This is a genomic window from Cellulophaga baltica (assembly GCF_018861125.1).
Taxonomy (GTDB): domain Bacteria; phylum Bacteroidota; class Bacteroidia; order Flavobacteriales; family Flavobacteriaceae; genus Cellulophaga; species Cellulophaga baltica_A.
In genome coordinates this window covers 61,199-80,679 of sequence record NZ_JAHKQN010000013.1, presented here as the reverse complement: position 1 = coordinate 80,679, position 19,481 = coordinate 61,199, and the positions used below count along the sequence as shown (strand labels likewise).

The 19,481-nt window shown below is 35.8% G+C and carries 20 protein-coding genes; 19 read left to right on the top strand and 1 reads right to left on the bottom strand.

Features of this window, described 5'->3' with window-relative positions:
- Position 1 precedes the first annotated feature (1 nt).
- The 11 genes from KO500_RS03125 (at position 2) to KO500_RS03075 (ending at position 11,752) form a co-directional block, all read left to right on the top strand.
- Positions 2-373: a DUF3703 domain-containing protein gene (locus tag KO500_RS03125; protein WP_215955043.1), complete on the top strand. Its 372-nt coding sequence runs from the start codon at positions 2-4 to the stop codon at positions 371-373.
- Positions 373-2,343 carry a heavy metal translocating P-type ATPase gene (locus KO500_RS03120; RefSeq protein WP_215955042.1) on the top strand — a complete coding sequence of 657 codons (1,971 nt, stop codon included), beginning with the start codon at positions 373-375 and terminating at the stop codon, positions 2,341-2,343. The genes KO500_RS03125 and KO500_RS03120 overlap by 1 nt, the downstream gene beginning before the upstream one ends.
- Before the next feature lie 82 nt (positions 2,344-2,425).
- Positions 2,426-2,911 carry an asparaginase domain-containing protein gene (locus KO500_RS03115; protein ID WP_215955041.1) on the top strand — a complete coding sequence of 162 codons (486 nt, stop codon included), beginning with the start codon at positions 2,426-2,428 and terminating at the stop codon, positions 2,909-2,911.
- A gap of 596 nt (positions 2,912-3,507) precedes the next feature.
- Positions 3,508-3,837, top strand: a complete 330-nt coding sequence (locus KO500_RS17310; RefSeq protein WP_252732414.1) for a helix-turn-helix domain-containing protein — start codon at positions 3,508-3,510, stop codon at positions 3,835-3,837.
- A gap of 273 nt (positions 3,838-4,110) precedes the next feature.
- A complete protein-coding gene (locus tag KO500_RS03105) occupies positions 4,111-4,947 on the top strand; it encodes an RteC domain-containing protein (protein ID WP_215955039.1) in 837 nt (278 codons plus the stop codon).
- A 321-nt stretch (positions 4,948-5,268) separates the two neighbouring features.
- A complete protein-coding gene (locus KO500_RS03100; RefSeq protein WP_215955038.1) occupies positions 5,269-5,553 on the top strand; it encodes a helix-turn-helix domain-containing protein in 285 nt (94 codons plus the stop codon).
- A 3-nt stretch (positions 5,554-5,556) separates the two neighbouring features.
- Complete coding sequence (locus KO500_RS03095; RefSeq protein WP_215955037.1) at positions 5,557-6,309, top strand: hypothetical protein; 753 nt, start codon at positions 5,557-5,559, stop codon at positions 6,307-6,309.
- On the top strand, positions 6,293-6,955 hold the full coding sequence (locus KO500_RS03090; protein ID WP_215955036.1) for an ATPase: 663 nt from the start codon (positions 6,293-6,295) through the stop codon (positions 6,953-6,955). Before KO500_RS03095 ends, KO500_RS03090 begins: the two co-directional genes overlap by 17 nt.
- A gap of 72 nt (positions 6,956-7,027) precedes the next feature.
- Complete coding sequence (locus KO500_RS03085) at positions 7,028-8,011, top strand: AAA family ATPase (RefSeq protein ID WP_215955035.1); 984 nt, start codon at positions 7,028-7,030, stop codon at positions 8,009-8,011.
- 7 nt (positions 8,012-8,018) lie between these two features.
- Positions 8,019-10,484: a S8 family peptidase gene (locus KO500_RS03080; RefSeq protein WP_215955034.1), complete on the top strand. Its 2,466-nt coding sequence runs from the start codon at positions 8,019-8,021 to the stop codon at positions 10,482-10,484.
- A 29-nt stretch (positions 10,485-10,513) separates the two neighbouring features.
- Entirely contained in the window at positions 10,514-11,752 is a 1,239-nt protein-coding gene (locus KO500_RS03075; RefSeq protein ID WP_215955033.1) for a HEPN domain-containing protein, read from the top strand.
- Between the two features lie 79 nt (positions 11,753-11,831).
- On the opposite strand, the gene KO500_RS03070 is transcribed toward KO500_RS03075, so the two are convergent.
- Positions 11,832-12,461: an N-acetylmuramoyl-L-alanine amidase family protein gene (locus KO500_RS03070; protein ID WP_215955611.1), complete on the bottom strand. Its 630-nt coding sequence runs from the start codon at positions 12,459-12,461 to the stop codon at positions 11,832-11,834.
- A gap of 189 nt (positions 12,462-12,650) precedes the next feature.
- Here KO500_RS03070 and KO500_RS03065 point away from each other — a divergent pair, with 189 nt between their 5' ends.
- The 8 genes from KO500_RS03065 to KO500_RS03030 are packed head-to-tail and all read left to right on the top strand — an operon-like array spanning position 12,651 to position 19,444.
- Positions 12,651-12,938 carry a hypothetical protein gene (locus KO500_RS03065; protein ID WP_026813281.1) on the top strand — a complete coding sequence of 96 codons (288 nt, stop codon included), beginning with the start codon at positions 12,651-12,653 and terminating at the stop codon, positions 12,936-12,938.
- Entirely contained in the window at positions 12,939-13,223 is a 285-nt protein-coding gene (locus tag KO500_RS03060; protein ID WP_215955032.1) for a hypothetical protein, read from the top strand.
- Entirely contained in the window at positions 13,210-15,612 is a 2,403-nt protein-coding gene (locus KO500_RS03055; protein WP_215955031.1) for a TraG family conjugative transposon ATPase, read from the top strand. The genes KO500_RS03060 and KO500_RS03055 overlap by 14 nt, the downstream gene beginning before the upstream one ends.
- Positions 15,613-15,616: 4 nt before the next feature.
- Complete coding sequence (locus KO500_RS03050) at positions 15,617-16,186, top strand: conjugal transfer protein (protein ID WP_215955030.1); 570 nt, start codon at positions 15,617-15,619, stop codon at positions 16,184-16,186.
- 2 nt (positions 16,187-16,188) lie between these two features.
- Positions 16,189-17,031, top strand: coding sequence for a hypothetical protein (locus tag KO500_RS03045; RefSeq protein WP_215955029.1), 843 nt, complete (start codon positions 16,189-16,191; stop codon positions 17,029-17,031).
- An 11-nt stretch (positions 17,032-17,042) separates the two neighbouring features.
- Positions 17,043-17,657: a conjugal transfer protein TraK gene (locus tag KO500_RS03040; protein ID WP_215955028.1), complete on the top strand. Its 615-nt coding sequence runs from the start codon at positions 17,043-17,045 to the stop codon at positions 17,655-17,657.
- A gap of 30 nt (positions 17,658-17,687) precedes the next feature.
- Positions 17,688-18,617, top strand: a complete 930-nt coding sequence (gene traM, locus KO500_RS03035) for a conjugative transposon protein TraM (RefSeq protein ID WP_215955027.1) — start codon at positions 17,688-17,690, stop codon at positions 18,615-18,617.
- On the top strand, positions 18,614-19,444 hold the full coding sequence (locus tag KO500_RS03030; protein WP_215955026.1) for a DUF4138 domain-containing protein: 831 nt from the start codon (positions 18,614-18,616) through the stop codon (positions 19,442-19,444). Before traM ends, KO500_RS03030 begins: the two co-directional genes overlap by 4 nt.
- Positions 19,445-19,481 lie beyond the last annotated feature (37 nt).

Genomic DNA, 19,481 nt, shown 5'->3' with positions numbered 1-19,481 from the left:
AATGAAGATAAAAACGGTTATTCCAGACGGTCTAAAGAAGCACTATAACAAAGAGCTTGAACTGTACCGCATTTCGCTCCTAAAAGGTGATTTATCTAAGGCTTGGCAGTATCTTGAACGTTCTCACATATTGGGGCAGTCATATCCATATGAGCATAGTTATTCTCATTGGTTGATGCTCAAATTTGGTTTAAGACAAAAGAACCTTAAAGAGGTTTTAGGGCAAATTCTAAGGCTAGCTATAGGTGGTTGGAAATCATTCATCGACCACGTACCAACTGGAAATACTGGCGGTTCTGATGTCCCTCCTTTAAAAAGAATGAAACTTCCTCTCGATTTGAAAACAGTTTTAACGAAATATAACGCAGCATAATGAAAAAGAAAAAAGTAAACTTACGTGACTTAGAACCAAAAGAACACCAAGGCGAACACAGTCACGATGACGGTCATAACCACAGCAGTCCTGAAGAAGTCTCAAATTTTAGAACCTATATACCAGCTATCTTCAGCTTTGTGATGCTGATAGTGGGAATTGCAATTGATTACTTTGATGCCTTTCTGTTTTTCAAAGGATGGATTCGCATTTTGTGGTACACAGTAGCATATATCCCAGTTGGATTTCCCGTGATTAGGGAAGGATGGAAAAGCATTAAAAATGGCGATTTCTTCACAGAATTTTTCTTAATGTCAATTGCCACTTTAGGGGCATTTGCCATTGGCGAATATCCTGAAGGTGTGGCTGTAATGCTCTTTTATGCCGTTGGTGAACTTTTCCAAAATGCAGCTGTCAATCGTGCCAAAAGAAATATAAAAGCTCTATTGGACGTACGTCCTAATGAAGCCTTGGTCTATCGCGAGAACGATTTTGTTTCGGTTAATCCTGAAACCGTCGAGATTGGCGAAAAGATACAAGTGCGTGTGGGTGAAAAAGTCCCACTTGATGGCATTCTACTTTCTGATAGAGGCTCTTTTAATACTGCTGCCTTGACAGGCGAAAGCAAACCTGATACTATTGCTAAAGGCGATACTGTTTTTGCTGGAAGCATAAACCTCGATGGCGTAATTGAAATCGAGACTACCAAGGAATTTAAGGACAGTTCCATTGCACGTATTCTGGATATGGTACAAAATGCAACTGCCAGAAAATCAAAGACAGAATTATTCATTCGAAAATTTGCGCGGATTTATACACCTATAGTTGTTTTTCTTGCAATTGGACTTACACTCTTACCATACTTTTTTGTAGATGATTACGTGTTTAGGGATTGGCTATATCGCGCATTGATATTCCTTGTGATTTCGTGCCCGTGTGCGCTGGTTATTTCTATTCCTTTGGGCTATTTCGGCGGATTGGGTGCGGCATCCCGAAACGGTATTCTGTTCAAGGGTGCATCTTTTCTCGATGCAATGACCAAAGTGAACACTGTCGTAATGGACAAAACCGGAACGGTTACCAAAGGGGTTTTCAAAATTAAGGAAATCAATTCCATCATATTTGAGGAAGCTGAGTTTATGAAATACCTGATGGCTATGGAAGAACAATCTACCCATCCTATTGCAAAAGCGATTCTCGAATACAAAGCAGACGGTTCGGATTATGAAGCGACTAATGTTTCAGAGGTTGCCGGAAAGGGATTGAAGGGTACAGTCAACGACAAGACTGTTTTCGTCGGAAACAAAACGCTGATGACATCGAATAACATTGAAGTTCCATCTGCAACCAATGACATTGTGGAATCAATCGTGATGGTTGCCATTGATGGAAAATTTGCAGGTTATGTAACTATTGCCGATGAACTGAAGGAAGATGCCCATCAAGCCATAAAACAAATTAGGGAATCGGGAATTTCGAAAATTATTATGCTTTCGGGCGATAAGGATTCCATAACCCAACAGGTCGCAAAAGAATTGGGCATAGATTGGGCAAAAGGTGGGTTGCTGCCAGAAGATAAGCTCAATGAAGTGGAAATACTTAAAAAGCAACCCGATACGAGAGTGGCCTTTATAGGGGATGGTATCAATGATGCGCCTGTATTGGCAGCAAGCGATGTAGGTATTGCAATGGGTGGTTTGGGTAGCGATGTTGCGATTGAAACTGCTGATGTCATCATCCAAAACGACCAACCGAGCAAGATTGCAAGAGCTATTAAAATTGGGCATTCAACCCGTAGAATCGTATGGCAAAATATTGGTTTGGCATTCGGTGTGAAAGTAATTGTACTTATTCTGGGTGCTGGTGGATTAGCAACAATGTGGGAAGCCGTTTTTGCTGATGTAGGTGTTGCTTTGCTCGCTATTCTTAATGCCGTTAGATTGCAGAAAATGAAGTGGAAGGATTCTTAAAAGCTCTTATTATGACCGAGCAAATAAAAATAGTTTCAAATTAATTAACGCTATCTTTATAAGTCAGAAGAGGTTTTAATTTATGATACACATAATCACAACTGGCGGTACAATCGAAGGTTTGGACTATATTGATGATGGTGGCACTACTTCATCCAATGTAGGTATTAAGGATTTTTTGGATAAGGCAAATGTCAATTTTCAATATAATATCGAAAGCGTCTTCAAAAAAGACAGTCGTGCAATAACAGATGATGACAGAGAGCTATTGGCGAGCAAGATTAAGGAAACTAATGCGACTAAGATTCTAATTACCCACGGCACTTTCACTATGGAAGATACCGCAAAATATATAGGAAAGCTCAATTTGAACAAAACTATTGTTTTGGTTGGGTCATTCATATTAGGTTCATCTGCAAACACAGATGCGCCTTTTAATTTAGGATATGCAATTAGCTCATTACAGCTTCTAAAACCGGATGTTTATATTGCTATGAACGGACAAATTTTTCTTTGGAACAATGTTTTCAAAAATTTAGAAACCAACAAATTTGAGCGCAATGAGTAGAAATATAAATGTTTGGAACTTCGATACATTGGACAACGTTCTTCTATCTAATATTAGATACGGTCATTGTATTGTTTACACTTTACTTTTCTGGAAAGAAAACGCACAGTAGCTTTAAGCGTTTTCTAATTCTTGGCTTACTATTCGTGGCCTATAATGCAACTGGCGGATTTCTTCCAACAAATAATTTTATTGGGCCTTTTATTATTCAATATATAATAACGTATAGCGTGGCAATTACGCTGTGCGTTTTCATTGTGCATTATCTCTATAAGGAATACGATATTGTTGTTCTGAAGTATAATTCTTCCATTCGTAATCTTGCTATATTCACGAGTGTTAGTTATATCATTCTTTTTTTAATTCCGTATTTCGTTACAGGGTCTTTAGACTCTGCCAGATTCCTATTTACCATACCAATATCCATAGCTGCCATTATATTTCTGTTCATTTTTTACAGAAGGATTTCTAATCCAAATAATCCAAATGCCTTTATTTTAAGACGGAATAGACTTTCTATAGTAAGTGTAAGCAGTATTGCGTTGTTACCTATTTGCACGGCTATTGGCGACTATCAATGGATAACCTTTACCGTGATGAACTTGGCTTTTTATGCCATAACTACAATTGAAGTAGATAGGTATTTATATTTCATAGAAAATAATAACCGAATGTACGAGGTGTTTGCTCTAAAGAAAAAGCAGAAAGATGAAGCGATAGAGAGTAAAATATTTTATGAAGATTTAACAAGACGAGAAATTGAGATAGCACTTTCCATTTTAAGTGATTTAAGCTACCGAAATATTGCTAAAGATTTATTTATTGCCGAAAGTACTGTATCAAAACACGCATCCAATATTTTTAAAAAGACAGGCGTAAAGAACAGACGTGAATTCTTGAAGCGATTTCGTAAGAAAAAAATGTAGCCGTATTCATTCTGATAAGCATTGATTTTAGAGTGTTTCACAAAAAATCCGTAGAAAAATACGGTGTATTCCGTATTTAATTACGGAAAGTTTTCCTTGTATAATTACTACGTAAAGCTAACTTACAGACAGTTCCATAAATTCCACTAATGAGCTACAAATTTTATTATTTAGAGCTGTCATTACTTAAATTTTGCAGGACAATGAAAACAAAAACGCAACCTAATCAACTAAATCCCATTCCTATGGTTTCCAAACAAAAATTGCCTTCTTATGAATTCTCAAATACTATCAAAAAAACTACTTCAGGACCTGGATGAAATAAAATTTCAATATGAAAATATTTTAGAACGGGCGTATCGTTCTATAAAACTGTGTCGCAAAGTTTTGAGCACTTACAAAAAAGAAATCCTCAATAATGAATTTAAAACTACCAAGGAAGAAATAGAGTTCTTCAAAGAAACCAAACAGATTCCTCTCATCAAACTCATCTACTTTTCAGAAATCCATTCTTTTGAAATTCAATTTCCTAAAGGGAATAAACATTCTCAGTTAAAATCCATTAAAAAGAAAATCAACAAGGTAAATCGCTTTTTTCTCTACAATATGGATTTTGGTCGTTACGTTAATTCTGGTGCGACCCATTTTGACGAGGAATATTACACGAGAGATTCTATGGAAACATTTCATATCACTACCTCAAAATTCTATTTTCAAGACCCAGAATTTTGTACCCCTAGAGATATGCTTTTGGGCAAATACAAGGCTTATGATTTCTTAGTGACCTATTTAGATGAAAAAAAGCATAAAGTTCGTAAAGGATTAAATGGGAAATTGTCCACCATAAAACCAATTGAAAAGATGGACTGGCCTTTTTCTAATACAGACTACGTGGAATTGGTTTACGCATTGTGTGCGAAAGGATTGGGTAAACAGGAAAAACAGGGTATAATGCAAGTTTCAAAAAAGTTACAACAGCTTTTTAATATTGAGCCTAAGGACATCTACAAAACCTATCACGATATCAAAAACAGGAAAAACAGTAGAACACTTTTCCTCGACGAACTCTCTACATCACTACTCATAGAAATGAACAAAAGCGAGGAATAGACCTTCAATTTTTTTATTATGCCTTTCTATTTGAACTGTTAAAAGATACCGTAGTACGGTTGACCTACGGTAATTGAATTCTACATTTGTTTTTCATAAAATTTAGTTCAATTTGATGGTGTCGATTTAGAAAAACGACTTCAAAACTTACAAAAACACACCAAATTTCAAAACGTTAAATTTTAACCGTAGTACGGTCGTACTGGGGAATAAAATCCAATAAACCTATTCAAATTTGTAGAACGAAAGTCAAATCAAGTTAAGGACTATCAATTAAAAATTTAAATTCCTGATAGTCCTTTTCTTTAAAACCGTTCTATTATGCCGACAAGTATTATTACCACAGACGACCTTCGAGATTTCAAAATGGAATTGCTCGATGACATCAAAAAACTACTTACCAATCAGTCCAAGGGAAAACTCAAAAAGTATCTCAAATCTTCCGAGGTTATGGACTTGCTTCAAGTAAGTCCTGGCACATTGCAGAATCTTCGCATCAATGGCACATTGCCATACACAAAAGTGGGTGGTATCATCTACTATGACACAGAAGAAATTCAAAAAGTTATGGATGCTAACCGCGTGCATCACGGTCTAAATTTTTAATCGATGAACTATATAAAGCTACTTAATGCGGCTTTTGAAAAGTTCTATTTTGATGACCGTTTAAATCCTACTCATATCAGTTTGTATATGGCGTTGTTCCAAGAATGGAACAGCAGCCGCTTTGCAGATGAATTTTATGTAAATAGACGGGATTTAATGATGGCTTCCAAAATAGGCTCAAAATCCACATATCATAGGTGTGTAACAGATTTGGACTCGTGGCTTTACCTGTGTTATTTCCCATCTAACAATCCATATAAGGGCAGTAAAATTAAGATGTCCATTATCGGTACAAGTGATGAACCAGATATGGGACGGTACAATCCCACCTTAGAACAGCTTGCGGAACAGTACCATCCCATTCGTGAACCAGTTGTGGGACAGCACCATCCCATAAATGGACAAGCTCTAGACCCACACCGTCCCACCAGTGGACAAGCATTGGTATCTACTATAAACAATACAAAACAAGAAAACAATATAAAACACCCAAAGGGCTGGCAGGCCGTTATTGATTTTTTTATTGAAAAAGGTTTTAATGCTGATGAAGGAAAAAAATTCTACGAGCATTATGAAGCTCGTAATTGGCAAACGAGCGATGGAAAATCGATTAGAGATTGGCGTGCAGTAGCCAAAAACTGGATGGATAGAACCGAACTTTTTGACGAAGAAAACAAAGTAAACAAAAAACAAGCGTCCCAAATCAAGGACAACTTGCGAACCACTAAAAACAAAGATTATGGACAACCCCTCTAAAATTACCGAAGGTGGCGTGGAATATTCGATAGGAAAATTTGATGGTAAAAGTGTACTCTACGATTTTCCAAAAATTCTGATTTACTTGAATGCCAAAGGAAAACTACTTTTCGGTAAAAATTTCAGAATTTACAATGAGGATAAAGATATCCTACTAAAGCTCTGTTCTTACTTCATAAAAGATAAAGAGAGCTGCGCTACTTACGGTATTGATATCAACAAAGGTATTCTTCTTTCCGGACCTGTCGGATGTGGTAAAACCAGCCTTATGAAATTGCTACGCCACATTGTTCCGATGCAACGACCTTACGAAATGATTCCTTGTCGGAATGTGACTTTCGGTTTTAACCATCTTGGTTTTAAAACTGTTGAAGAATACGGCAATACTAGATTCTATTGCTTTGATGATTTGGGTGTTGAACCAGCTGGAAGATTTTATGGAAAAGACTTGAACGTAATGGGCGAAGTGTTATTATCTAGATATGAACTATATCTCGATACCAAACATAAAATCAAAACGCACGCTACAACAAACCTAAACGCTGAAGAACTGGAAGAACGGTATGGTAATCGAGTTCGCAGCAGAATGCGCGAACTTTTTAATTTAGTTGCTTTTGACACGAAGGCTGGGGATAAGCGCAAGTGATTGAATTTCAAAATATACTTATCAGTTTAAAAATTTAGTTATAAATAATTTGGAATTCAGTACTTTTGTTTTATGGTAGCAGCAGAAAAGATAAAGGCATTATTACAAAGTTATGGTGACGAAGACGATAGCCGTTTTTACACCACAGCAATGCAAATTGCCGCAGCTGAAGCTAAAAAAGGTCATACCAAGTTGGCTGAGGAACTGAAGGGCCTTATTGAGAAAATAAAGTCCAAGCGAAATGTAAGTTCAGTAACCAAGACAAGAATTCTTCCCGTAAACGAAGCCCAAAGAGAATTAAAAGATTTATTAGAAGTTTATCGTCCGCATATCAAAACCAAGGATATGGTTTTGACCGAACAAGTTTCAGAAGCAATCACTCGTATTCTTTCTGAACAACAAAAATTCGACCAACTCTTACAGCATAATTTAGAACCAAGAAGAAAATTAATGCTTGTTGGACCACCTGGCTGCGGAAAAACAATGACAGCCAAAGCGATTGCTGGTGATTTAGAAATTCCTTTATTTATAATTCGTTTAGATGGTCTGATTAGTAGATATATGGGCGAGTCTATTGCAAAACTTAAACTGATTTTTGATTCTATGTATCAGCATAGAGCGGTTTACTTGTTCGATGAATTTGATTCCATTGGTTCGAATAGAAGTTATGGAAACGATGTCGGGGAAATAAAAAGAGTCTTGAATAGTTTTTTGATGAACATCGAAAAAGATAAATCAAATAGTTTACTTATTGCAGCCACTAACATTCCTGAATCATTAGATAAAGCTCTATTCAGACGTTTTGATGATATAATACAATATCCTCTTCCAAGTGATAAAGAAATAGCCAAACTTTTAAAAGTTCAACTAAAGGGATACTCTCTAGCCAAAGGTAAAACTATAAGTTCGCTTTCAAAAGAAGCGGTAGGCTTAAGCTTTGCAGATGTTTCAAATGCTTGTAAAGATGCCATAAAAGAAATGATTGTACATAATACAGATAAAGTTTCATCAACAATACTTCTTAAATTCATTAAAAGTAAAAAGACCCAGTTTTAATAGATAAATGCCAAGAAATTTAGACCACATAATTCTTTCTGGGTATGCATCTACCGAGTCTTATACAAGTCCAGGCACAGGTCGAAGTCGAGTACATCCTATTAGTAGAAATAGAAACACCCACGGCAATGTCTTACGAGATAAGCTAGGTATTGCTATAAATTCATTCAGAGAAGGTTCCGATACTGATTTTGTTTATTTAGAGTTTATTTCTGAAAAAGATTGTCTTTTAGCATTTGATAGTTTTGAAGATGGAAGAGGTTTGGACTATCGTTTTGTTTCCTCAAAGCTAGAAAAGGTAATAGTAAATGACCAAGAATGCGAACAATATAGAGCTTGCGTTTTTCTTAACATTAGAGGAATTTCAAAATTTCTAGATAAAATAGAGGCTTATCTAAACCCAGAAAAAGATACGCAAAATGGAAACCCAAGTAACACACCATTACTTAACAATATAGCTGACATTCAAAGAGCTACATTATCCAGCTTTTGGCAGGAAAGTGAAATCGACTTTCCTGAAGAGGATGAAGAGGTGTGGTGGGAAGTTTGGTTGAGACGAGAAGATTTTCAAAACGATGTTCGTGAAGATGAAGCTGTCATCAATATGTTGGTCGACAACATAATTGTTGTTGCAGAACGAAGGTTATTATTTCCAGAACACATAGTTCGTATGGTTCGATGTACCGCTCGCGAACTTTCTACTACAATTTTATATTCGGACAAACTGGCTGAACTAAGAAAGCCCAAAGAAGCAGCCAACTTTTTCACAGGACTAGATAATGATGATGCAAATGATTGGGTAGAAGACCTAAAGAACCGCACAATTAATAGAACTACTGATGATTCAGTAATTATCTGTATTTTAGATACAGGTGTGAATCGTGGTCATCCACTTTTAGAAGATTTTCTTCCAGAAAGGAATATGGATTCTGTAAACTCTGAATGGGGAAACGCTGATACTGATAGACACGGGCACGGAACACCAATGGCAGGAACCTCATTGTATGGCGACCTTACTGATATATTGCAAGATACTTCAAACATTGAAATATTCCATCGTCTTGAATCCATCAAATTAATTCATCCAAATAATCCGAACCAACCTGAGCTATATGGTGCGGTGACAGAAGAAGCTATTGCAAGGGCAACCATTCTAAATCCAACAAACAAACGCATTCTTACAATGGCAGTGACTGCAACAGATGGCCGTGACAAAGGGAAACCTTCATCGTGGTCAAGTTCAGTTGACAAGATTGCCTTTGGTGAAGAGGGAATTACAAATGACAAATCATTGTTTTGTATTTGTAGCGGGAATACCGATATAAATTACGTTTCTGAGTATCCTCAAAAAAATATTGAAGAATCTATACACGACCCAGCTCAAGCATTCAATGCGTTAACCATTGGTTCAATTACTCATAAAACCGTAATAGACCAAGCCCAATTTAGAGGCGCGACCCCATTAGTTCAAACTGGTGGTATGTCCCCGAGTAATAGCACCTCTCTTTCGTGGGACAATAACTGGGCATTGAAACCCGAAATAGTAATGGAAGGTGGTAATTATGGTATTCATAATGAAGGTATTATTGACCCAGATTCACTTCGACTGCTCTCTGTCGGTAAAAATTTTAGAACAGAGCCACTACATAGTTTTGGTGACACAAGCGGTGCTACTGCCTTGGCATCGAGATATGCTGCAATGTTGACTTCGCAATATCCTACATTATGGCCAGAAACTATAAAAGGTCTTTTAGTGCATTCAGCAGACTGGAATTCTGAAATGCTCGCAAATCGAAATATTGAAGAACTGAATAATCCTGAGCAAAGGGATTTATTACGGACTTTTGGTTATGGTATGCCCAATTTTGAAAAAGCGGTTCGAAGTGCAAATAACTCTCTTACAATTATAGCGCAGGAATCTTTGAGTCCTTTTGTACTTGATGGCAGCACCGTTAAAACTAACGAAATGCATCTGCATAGTTTACCTTGGCCTACAGAGGTTTTAACCGCTCTTTTTGATAGCGAAGTAACACTAACAGCCACTTTATGTTATTTCGTAGAACCAAATCCTGGAAACAAGCAATATAGTAAATCATACTATTATCAATCTCACGGTCTTAGGTTCAAAATGAAAGATTCTGGTGAATCTATTGAACACTTTCGTGAAAGAGTAAACAGAGAAGCACGGATGGAAGACCAAGGCGGTTCTTATTCTGGTGAAAGTTGGATTATTGGTAATAAAGTAAGAGACAAAGGCTCAACACATAAAGATATTTGGAAAGGCACGGCAGCTGACCTTGCTACAAGAAATACCGTCGCCATTTTTCCTGTAAATGGTTGGTGGCGCACTAGAAAAAAGTTACTTCGTTATAATAACTCGGTAAGATATAGTTTGATTTTATCAATAGATTCTGCAGATAACAATATTGATTTGTATACGCCTGTACTGAATCAAATCGATATTCTTATCTAATGTTCTAAAATATCTAATATTTTTCTTCTATGATTGATGGCTTTGATAAAAATGAAAAATATTACGGCGAAGTCTGGTTTGTAGAAAAAGAAGATGAAAAGCAATTCTGTGTAATGTCATTTAATGATGATGACATTTGGTTAGAAACTAACCTACACTCAAAACAAAGAAGTTATAAAGAACCTCAAATTTTAGGTCTATTTACCGGTCTTGGATATATAACGTTTATTGATTGCCGTATACAACATTCATCTAGTGGCATAACTGAAACTAGAATTTATAAAGCAAAATATTCATTTGTTAGTCATCAACACTTAATCGATACCCAAACGCTTAAAATAAAGGAATTCTATATTGTAAATGACGTTATTTCTAAATGGGTGAGTCATACGCTTTGGTACGACCATACCGAAGATAAACTTCACAAAAAGATTTTTAAAGATGAGTACTTAGTTGAAAATATTAATTTAAAAATCACAATAAGCCATTACCAACATATCAGCACCAAAAGACAAACAGGTTTGGACATTTCTAACCGAGGTGCGATAAAATTTGAATTAGAAGAGCCTATAGATATTCTGGGGGCAATTGCGTATTACAATCAATTTCAAAAAGTATTACAATTAACTTTTGGTCGTTCAGAGAAATTTAGAAAATTTAGTTTTAAATGTCTAGGCTGCGGTGAAGACAAAGATTTCTATTATAAAGATACGCAACTAACAAAATCTACTTCAACCTTTATCCATACAGATTACGAAAAAGTAAAAAGCAGCCTCAAATCGATATTAACAGCTGCATACACAGATGACACTTTTAAGTTTTGTTTAGATAAATTGATGGAAAACTTTATAGGTAAGCACCCAAGTCATAATAAACGTTTCATCAATAGTATTTCAGCCTATGAAGCTTATTGTAAAAATTATTCAAAAGAGGGAAAAAATCAATTATACAAGCGTATAAAAGAGAATGAAGAAATCTTCATAAAAATTGGCGATTTTGCAGATGACATTTGGAAAACATTCCCAAATAAAGTTGTAAGAGCTAGAGACTATCATATTCACAGCAATCTTGATAATAAAAATATCTACTCTGAATTCGAATTACTCTATATCAGTTTCTTGTTTGATTACACTATAGCCTATTTACTGCTAGCAGAGCTTGATGACATCGAAGATTCCCTTTTAAATAAATTCATCGAACAAGGCAAGAACACCTTTGTAGGTTTACAAAGAACCAATGTGATACTTGGTTCAAATCCTTTAACTTAATTCCTTTTTTTATTTAGTGTACGGATTACCTTTATAATTAAATCTTTTAAACATTTTACCACTTCAATTCCTAACTCTTTCATAATTCTATCGATTTTAAAATGGTTGATGCGATTTGCTTAATATTTACATAACCTGAAATATAATTACCCTCATCCTCATTACTCAAAAACCCCAATTCCAAAAGCACGGAAGGACAAAAACCAACTGTTTCTCGAAGCACTTGAAAGTTGGCAAACTTCACACCTCTACTTTCATATCCTATCACTGTGCAAAGCATTTTTTCAATTTGATAGCCGACAAAAACAGATTCTTTAGAATACTTCGCTTGTTTCTTTGAAGCATAAACTTCAATTCCTCTTGCATTTGGATTATCCGAATGATTACAATGCAACGACACAAATAAATCAGCTTTTAAAGCTTTGGCTAGTTTAGTTCTATCTGCCAATGAAATTAAGGTGTCTTTATACCTGGTCAAATAAATGTCCAATGGTTTTTCCAATTTTCCATTTAAGCTCAAAATCTCATTTGCAATATTCATTACTATATCCTTTTCCTTCATTCTATTTATACCTATTGCACCAGCATCTTTTCCACCGTGTCCGACGTCGATTACAATTCGTTTTTGAGTACTCGCTTCCTGACCCAAAATGATGCACATTTTCAGAACCAAAATCACAAAACTGACGTTTTTGAGCACTTTTTTTATTTTCAATTTTCAGGTTATCAACAACTTTCCTTCAAAAATTCATAGCATTTGATGCCAAATAATAGGAATTAAATTCAATTAATATCAAATAATATTTTATTCACAAATTATTGATTTTCAGTTATTTATATACAAATATATGTAAATTTCTACTAACGAAAACAACATAAAAATCTAAACAATTTTATTATGAAAAAATCACTCTATTTAGCATCATTTCTTTCACTCTTATCCACTTCGCTTTTTGCTCAAATTGGTGGTATTGAAGATTCAGTTAATGATGTTGGCGACACTATCAGAACTATTTTTCCAATTTTATTAGGTGTCATCTTCCTAGTTGGTTTCTTGTTTAATGCGGGACATTTCTTTGGGGAAAACGCAGACCTTAAAAAAGGGATTACTAGAGTACTTGTATTTGTTTTGATTGCTGGCGCAGTAGTCGGCATCTTCACATACTTAATAGGAATCGTAGTATAAATGAAACGCTTCGAGGTCTATAAAAATATTAGGAAACGGGCAGTCATTTTTGGGTTGCCTATTTCCTTGTTTGCATTAATGATGGTTGCGATTCTTGCTTCGTTATTAATCATCATTTTTTCATTCAGCTTCTTAATGATAATAGGTGTTATGGTTTTTAATACAGCCTTATACATCGCTCTTACAAGGATGGCTAATAATCCACAACTTTTTCAAACAGCTAAAGCCTTCCCTAAAATAATAAGTAACAAAAGAAATTCTGGCTTCGATTATGAACAAGATTAATCTTTCAGCATATAACCCTATTACGGATATTCAAGACAATATCATATTTGCCAATAATGGCAATGTCGTCCTATGCTATGAAGGAACGCTACCAGAAATCTATTCACTATCTGAAAAAGACTTCGAGGACATACACGGTGCTTGGTTTCAGGCTTTAAAATCATTGCCCATTGGTACGGTGGTTCAAAAACAGGATATCTACCTAAAGAAAATATACACTTCAGAAAAGCTTCCGGATACAACCTTTTTAGAAAAAGCGACCCACGACCACTTCAAAGGGCGTGATTATATGGAACATCGTTGCTTTTTGTTCTTTACGCTCACTAAGAACAAAGCGTTGAATAATTCAAAATATGTCAACCCTTTTCGTAAAGTTTCCAAAGGAATTGTTCAACAATTGGATGATAACGTTAAGAGCTTCATCGGTTCAGTAAGCGATTCTATCACCTTTATAAACAATAGCCGAAAGATGACCTTCGTTTCGCTTAAAGCGAAAGAGATACAGCAACTCACAAATGGCTATTTCAATGGCTTCAATGATGGGTTTGATACCGATATCATACTAGATAAAAAAAGCGTCAATATTGGCGAAAACCATTTTGATGCCCTAGCTATCAATAGCGAACTGTGCTTTGGCGAAAGTGTACAGAGTAGCAAGACCAATGAGAAATTCACATCTGACGATTTTGTGTTTCATCAAGGGTTTATTGATGGCTTAGGGCTTACGCTTAATGAGAATCACATAGTCAATCAAATCTTGTATTTGGATGACAAACAGAAGTGGCGCAAGCTGCTTGATAAGAAAGTTGAAGAACTGAACAAAAGTTCCAATTTCGGCTCTCAGAACAAAGTCGTACTAGGCAAAATTCAACACATTCTCGACCAGATTAATGCCGATGATAATGCACGAATAATCCGTGGTCATCTAAACATTGTGTATTGGGATAAGAACCCTAAAAATTTAAGCCGAATCGGTTCAAAAATTAAAACTGAGTTTAAAGAACTGGACGTTATCCCATACTATCCAAGAGGCGAAGAACGGAAGAACTACATCCTTAATAGTTACTGCTGTTTTTCATCCAACTTTTCAAATAACGATTTATATGTGACAGATTTAAAGCACGCTTTATGCCTGTTTATCAACAATACTAATTACAACTCAGATGCTACCGGAATCATCTTCAATGATAGAGAATATAATGTACCTGTTCTAAAAGATGTTTGGGACGAACGCAAGAAACGTATAAAAGCACGAAACTTCGCCATTTTCGCACCAACGGGCGAAGGGAAATCGTTTTTGGCCAATAATATTTTACGCCAATATTTTGAAAGTGGTGTCCGTCTGGTCATCATCGACTTGGGTGGTTCTTACACCAAATTCGCAAAACTATATCCTGAGAAATATACCGTACTCAGATATGAAAGCGGAAAGAACTTAGGTATCAATCCTTTTTACATCAGCGATGTAAAAGATTTGACACCGGAACGGTTGGAAGACTTGTCCGTTTTCCTGTTTGAACTGTTCGCTTCAGATTTAAAAGTGACCAAGGCACAGTCTGTTTCTGTCAAGAAAATACTGAAACATTATTACGATAGTACACCGGAAAATCACTCATTGGATGGTTTTTACAGCTTTATAGAAATAAACCAAGAAGACCTTCTAAACACTCTAAAAATCCATCCCGACTACTTCAACGTCACAAGCTTCTTGCACGTAATGTCTGAATATGTCGGCGATGGTCTATATAGCTTTCTGTTTGAAGTGAGTGAAGACCAGACCTATAAAATTGAAGACAAACGATTGATTGTTTTTGAACTGGATGAAGTTAAGGACAATAAGGAAATCCTGTCCGTAATGTTGAAGCTGATTAAGTCAGCCATCCAAAGAACCATTTGGAAAAACAGAGCTGAAAAAGGCATTATCCTATTTGATGAGTTTGCTAAACAACTCAAGTTTGACAACGTACTGGAAAGCGTCGAGTTCTACTACCAAGCCATTCGTAAACAGAATGGCGCTATTGGGATTATTCTACAATCTATTAATCAGCTTCCTAACAATTCTACTTCCGCCAGCATCCTAGAAAACACACAAGTTGTTTACAGCTTGAATAATGAAAAAGGCTATGATGAATTGGTTAAAAGACTCAATCTATCTAGCCACGATTTAAACCAATTAAAATCCATTAAAAACAATCTATCTGGACCTCGGAAGTACACCGAAATGTTCATCAAGATAGGAAAGGAAAGTAACATTTTTAGGCTCGAAGTTCCGAAGGAAGTATATGCGGCTTATTTGACCGATGGACAGGAAAATGAAGAAATAATGAAGCTCTACGATGAGCATCACGATATGGAAAAAGCAATAACTCAATTCACATCTAAAAAATAATATTATGAAAACAAAAATCTTAGTACTCGCAATGGTATTACTGTTAAGCTTTAATATGAAAGCTCAGGGAATGCCCACTTATGACAATACCAACTTTATCAGTTTGGTAAAACAGCTTTTAGAATCTGGAAAGCAGACGGCTCAAATGATTAAGTCTGTACAGTTTTTAAAAGATGCTAAAGAGAGCATAGAGAAAGTATCTAGTGTTGTTCAACAACTTAGGGCAGTTGAAGAAATAGCAGCCAACAATCAACGCCTTATCAATGTAATGCAAAACGACTTACAGGATATTTTAAACTCGCCTTACATCAAACCCGAGGAAGTTACACGGGTTGCGAAATCGTTTGATGCAATAGTCCAAAACTCTCTGGACACCGTTGACTTTATGGGCGAAATCTTATCTAGCGACAATCTAAAAATGTCGGATGCTGAACGTGCTGAAGTTTTAAAGGAAAAAGAGCTGGAATCAAAGCAAATGGTTTCAAACATTCAAACAAAAACGAAACGCTACAAGGATATTATATCCTTCAGAAAAATGCAGGACAAAATTAATAACCGAGAAACACAATACTAATAATGACCGCAGCCATACTTTTAGGGATTGGACTGGAATACATTGATGCGGTATTTCAAACCATACAGAATAGCAGCTTTTCGCAATATACCATTGCAGGAATGAAAACGCTTGCTGTATTGTTCTTTTTGGTCAATATCCTAAAAAAATATAATGAAGGTATTGCGGATAAGGATGGTTATACTTGGGGATTGAGCCCAAGTGAATTAACTAAGAACTTTGCGGTTGTTCTTTTGGTCATATTTTCAACACAGGTTTTAGGTTTTTTTGATAGCATCTTGGTTTCCATTGAAGCGCAATATCGTGGTACAGCACCAGCTTTATTGCCTTTGCAGATGCAGGACATTCCTATTGAGGAAGATGTAAGTATTATAGAGGTAGCGCAAGCAGCAATGACGCTCTTATACGAAGCTTTGGTAACACCACTTTATGGATTCAAAATATTTGCATTTATAATTAGTCTTTTCCTTTGGATTCTGGATTTGTTTATCTACCCACTATTCCTTGCAGAACGTTATTTTCTATTAGGTATAATGCAAGCTTTCTTTCCCTTGGTTATAAGCTTGGCAGTTTTTGAGAAATTCCGTTCGCTTGCTTATACATTTTTCAAATTGTACGCTGCAGTCTATATGTTAGTACCAGCCTTCTTTTTGGTCAATGTGTTTGTGAATGCCCTCTATACTGAAATCAATACTAATTTTTGGACAAACCTTTTTGGAACAGATGTTGGCCAGGGCTTTTTTGCGCCAGTCGTTCAACTTGGTTCAGTTGGTTTCATTGTTTTTCTGAAATTCAAATTATATAAACGCGCTACATCTTTTACCCTCAGATTGTTTACTAGCTAATTCCAATGAAAATGAAAACACCTTATAAAAATATCTATGCAGTCTTAAAATTGAACAGGTTTATCGTGTTAGCAGTTGTCATTTTTGCAATGTTATCCAGCACCTTTTCACTTTGGATGGCATTTACCACCAATAAAAATGCTCTCAATAGTGCTTTTGCCATCAATACAGATGGCAGCATTATTCCGCTGAAGCTCGTTACCCAAAAAGAAAATTTTAGGGTTGAAGCTCTTGCTCATTTAGACCTGTTCTACAAGTATTTCTATAACATTGACGCCAGTAATTATGAACGGAATCTTGAAAAGGCGCTGTGGCTAGGTAATAGTTCTGTTGACAATTTATACCGTCAGAAAAAAGCTGATGGTGTCTATAACCGTTTGCTGCAATACTCGCTAGTTCAGAAAGTACTGAGTATTGATTCACAAATCGAAGAACAAAACGGAACATATGTCTTTAAAACGGTTACTGTTTTTGAAATAAATAGAGGTTCAATAATAGACACTTACGAACTTGTTTCTAGTGGAAACTTAATTCCTGTTGATAGAAATTTTCCAAACAATCCACACGGATTGTTAATTACAAACTATTTCGAGAACACCTTAAAAAAATTAAACGATGAAAGTTGAGCCGATAATCGGCATTTAAAAACCACGATTATGAAAGTAGAAAAAAATAAAATTGTCTTTGCAGCTGTACTGGCTGTGATTTTCATATTCCTGATTTCCTATTCTGTAATGGTTATGGGCGATGATAAAAGTGAGAATGAAAATCTTGAACAGACCTTAATTCCCGATTTAGAGGAAAACCAAAAAGAGTACGATTCAAAATTAGATGCTATTAATGACCTAAAGGAAGTTCGTGAAAATAATGCACCTAGTATCTACGATGAAAAACTAATTGATTCCTTGGGCTTTTATGACCCAGACCTGCCGGAACGTGAAAAAGAACGTATTGTAGATAGTATTTACGACGCTGGTAAGATTCAATATTCTGAAAAGCAATATCAAAACTTTGGGCAAAGGAAAATTGCTAAGAAGGAAGCAGTATCAATTGATTCAGCTGAAATCAAAAGAGAACAAAAAATTGAAGCGAAAGAATTAGGTCTGGAACATCAATTGTTCTTTGCCGCTTCGCCTAAACCGAATGAATTTTCAATTATAGGCAGTACCGATGAGACTATCTATGTCATCGTCGATGGCGACCAAATCGTAACGGCAAATACTAGATTAAGAATGCGCCTTACTAAATCGGCAACTATCAATGGTAAGCTGATGCCAAAGAATACGCCAGTTTTTGGGTTTATTAGTTTTCAGCCCAATCGTGCGCTCATTGAAATCGAAAATATCAATCATCATCCTACAAAGCTCAAAGCATTTGATTTGCAAGATGGTAGTGAAGGCATCTATGTGCAAAACAATTTCCGGGCAGAAGCCACCACCGAAGTTTTGGATGATATTATTGGTGACATCAATATTCCTAGTGTTCCACAAGTAGGCGGACTTACACAAGTATTTCGGCGTTCTAACCGAAGGGTGAAAGTAACCGTGCTGAACAATTACAGATTAATCCTAAAACCAAAATTATGAGAACAATAATCCTAATATTGATTGTGTCTATTTCGGCTTTTGCAAAAGCGCAAACAAACACAGTCCTCGATACCATTTATGCAAACGACACCAAAAACGTAGCCCTGTTTTTTCCAGAACCCATAAGACAAGGTATAACCGGTTCAGATAATTTTGTCTTTACCTACAATCGTGAAAAAGAACAATATTTTGGACTTCTTCAGGCAAAGCCTGGGAAGGAAAGTAATCTGCTGGTAGTCAACAGAAGTGGTTCAATTTTTTCGTATATTGTCAGGTATAAAAAGCAGCTAGCAAAGCTCAATTATTTCATCCCACTATCAAATAGTATCGGGAATGAAAAGCCAATAGTAATCGACTCGATTCAGGTTAATACTTCTGAAAAAAGTATAGATAACAGAACATACTATTATCAAAAATTCTGTTCTTATCTTCTTGACAGAAACCAACGCATCGGTCGAATTAAGAAGCGAAACGAAGGCATTGTTTTGAGTGTTGAGAATATTGTTTTTGATAAAGAAGAACTCTACTTCGTTATCCAGATTGAGAATAATTCTACCTTGGATTACGATTTAAATTTCTTGAACCTTTCAATCGAGACTCGTCAAAAAGGAAAAAAGAAATCTTTACAGAGTTTGTATCAAGAACCTATTTACAAGCACAATCTACCGTCAAAAATTGCAGAGGGTAAAATGTTACAATTCATTTATGTGTTGCCCAAATTTTCATTATCCAATGACCGCAGGGCAATTTTAGAATTGAACGAGAAAGATGGCGAGCGAAATATTGAATTAAAGATATCACACAGATATATCAATAACCCAAATTAATAATATTATGAAAAGATTAATCATTTGCTCACTCGTA

Bases quoted from the DNA above. Each gene is read 5' to 3' on its own strand.
- KO500_RS03105 (WP_215955039.1), top strand. From the start codon at position 4,111: ATGAATTCTCAAATACTATCAAAAAAACTACTTCAGGACCTGGATGAA.
- KO500_RS03095 (WP_215955037.1), top strand. From the start codon at position 5,557: ATGAACTATATAAAGCTACTTAATGCGGCTTTTGAAAAGTTCTATTTT.
- KO500_RS03125 (WP_215955043.1), top strand. From the start codon at position 2: ATGAAGATAAAAACGGTTATTCCAGACGGTCTAAAGAAGCACTATAAC.
- KO500_RS03085 (WP_215955035.1), top strand. From the start codon at position 7,028: ATGGTAGCAGCAGAAAAGATAAAGGCATTATTACAAAGTTATGGTGAC.
- KO500_RS03055 (WP_215955031.1), top strand. From the start codon at position 13,210: ATGAACAAGATTAATCTTTCAGCATATAACCCTATTACGGATATTCAA.
- KO500_RS03050 (WP_215955030.1), top strand. From the start codon at position 15,617: ATGAAAACAAAAATCTTAGTACTCGCAATGGTATTACTGTTAAGCTTT.
- KO500_RS03040 (WP_215955028.1), top strand. From the start codon at position 17,043: ATGAAAACACCTTATAAAAATATCTATGCAGTCTTAAAATTGAACAGG.
- KO500_RS03090 (WP_215955036.1), top strand. From the start codon at position 6,293: ATGGACAACCCCTCTAAAATTACCGAAGGTGGCGTGGAATATTCGATA.
- KO500_RS03115 (WP_215955041.1), top strand. From the start codon at position 2,426: ATGATACACATAATCACAACTGGCGGTACAATCGAAGGTTTGGACTAT.
- KO500_RS03045 (WP_215955029.1), top strand. From the start codon at position 16,189: ATGACCGCAGCCATACTTTTAGGGATTGGACTGGAATACATTGATGCG.
- KO500_RS03120 (WP_215955042.1), top strand. From the start codon at position 373: ATGAAAAAGAAAAAAGTAAACTTACGTGACTTAGAACCAAAAGAACAC.
- KO500_RS03075 (WP_215955033.1), top strand. From the start codon at position 10,514: ATGATTGATGGCTTTGATAAAAATGAAAAATATTACGGCGAAGTCTGG.
- KO500_RS03100 (WP_215955038.1), top strand. From the start codon at position 5,269: ATGCCGACAAGTATTATTACCACAGACGACCTTCGAGATTTCAAAATG.
- traM (WP_215955027.1), top strand. From the start codon at position 17,688: ATGAAAGTAGAAAAAAATAAAATTGTCTTTGCAGCTGTACTGGCTGTG.
- KO500_RS03080 (WP_215955034.1), top strand. From the start codon at position 8,019: ATGCCAAGAAATTTAGACCACATAATTCTTTCTGGGTATGCATCTACC.
- KO500_RS03060 (WP_215955032.1), top strand. From the start codon at position 12,939: ATGAAACGCTTCGAGGTCTATAAAAATATTAGGAAACGGGCAGTCATT.
- KO500_RS17310 (WP_252732414.1), top strand. From the start codon at position 3,508: ATGAACTTGGCTTTTTATGCCATAACTACAATTGAAGTAGATAGGTAT.
- KO500_RS03030 (WP_215955026.1), top strand. From the start codon at position 18,614: ATGAGAACAATAATCCTAATATTGATTGTGTCTATTTCGGCTTTTGCA.
- KO500_RS03065 (WP_026813281.1), top strand. From the start codon at position 12,651: ATGAAAAAATCACTCTATTTAGCATCATTTCTTTCACTCTTATCCACT.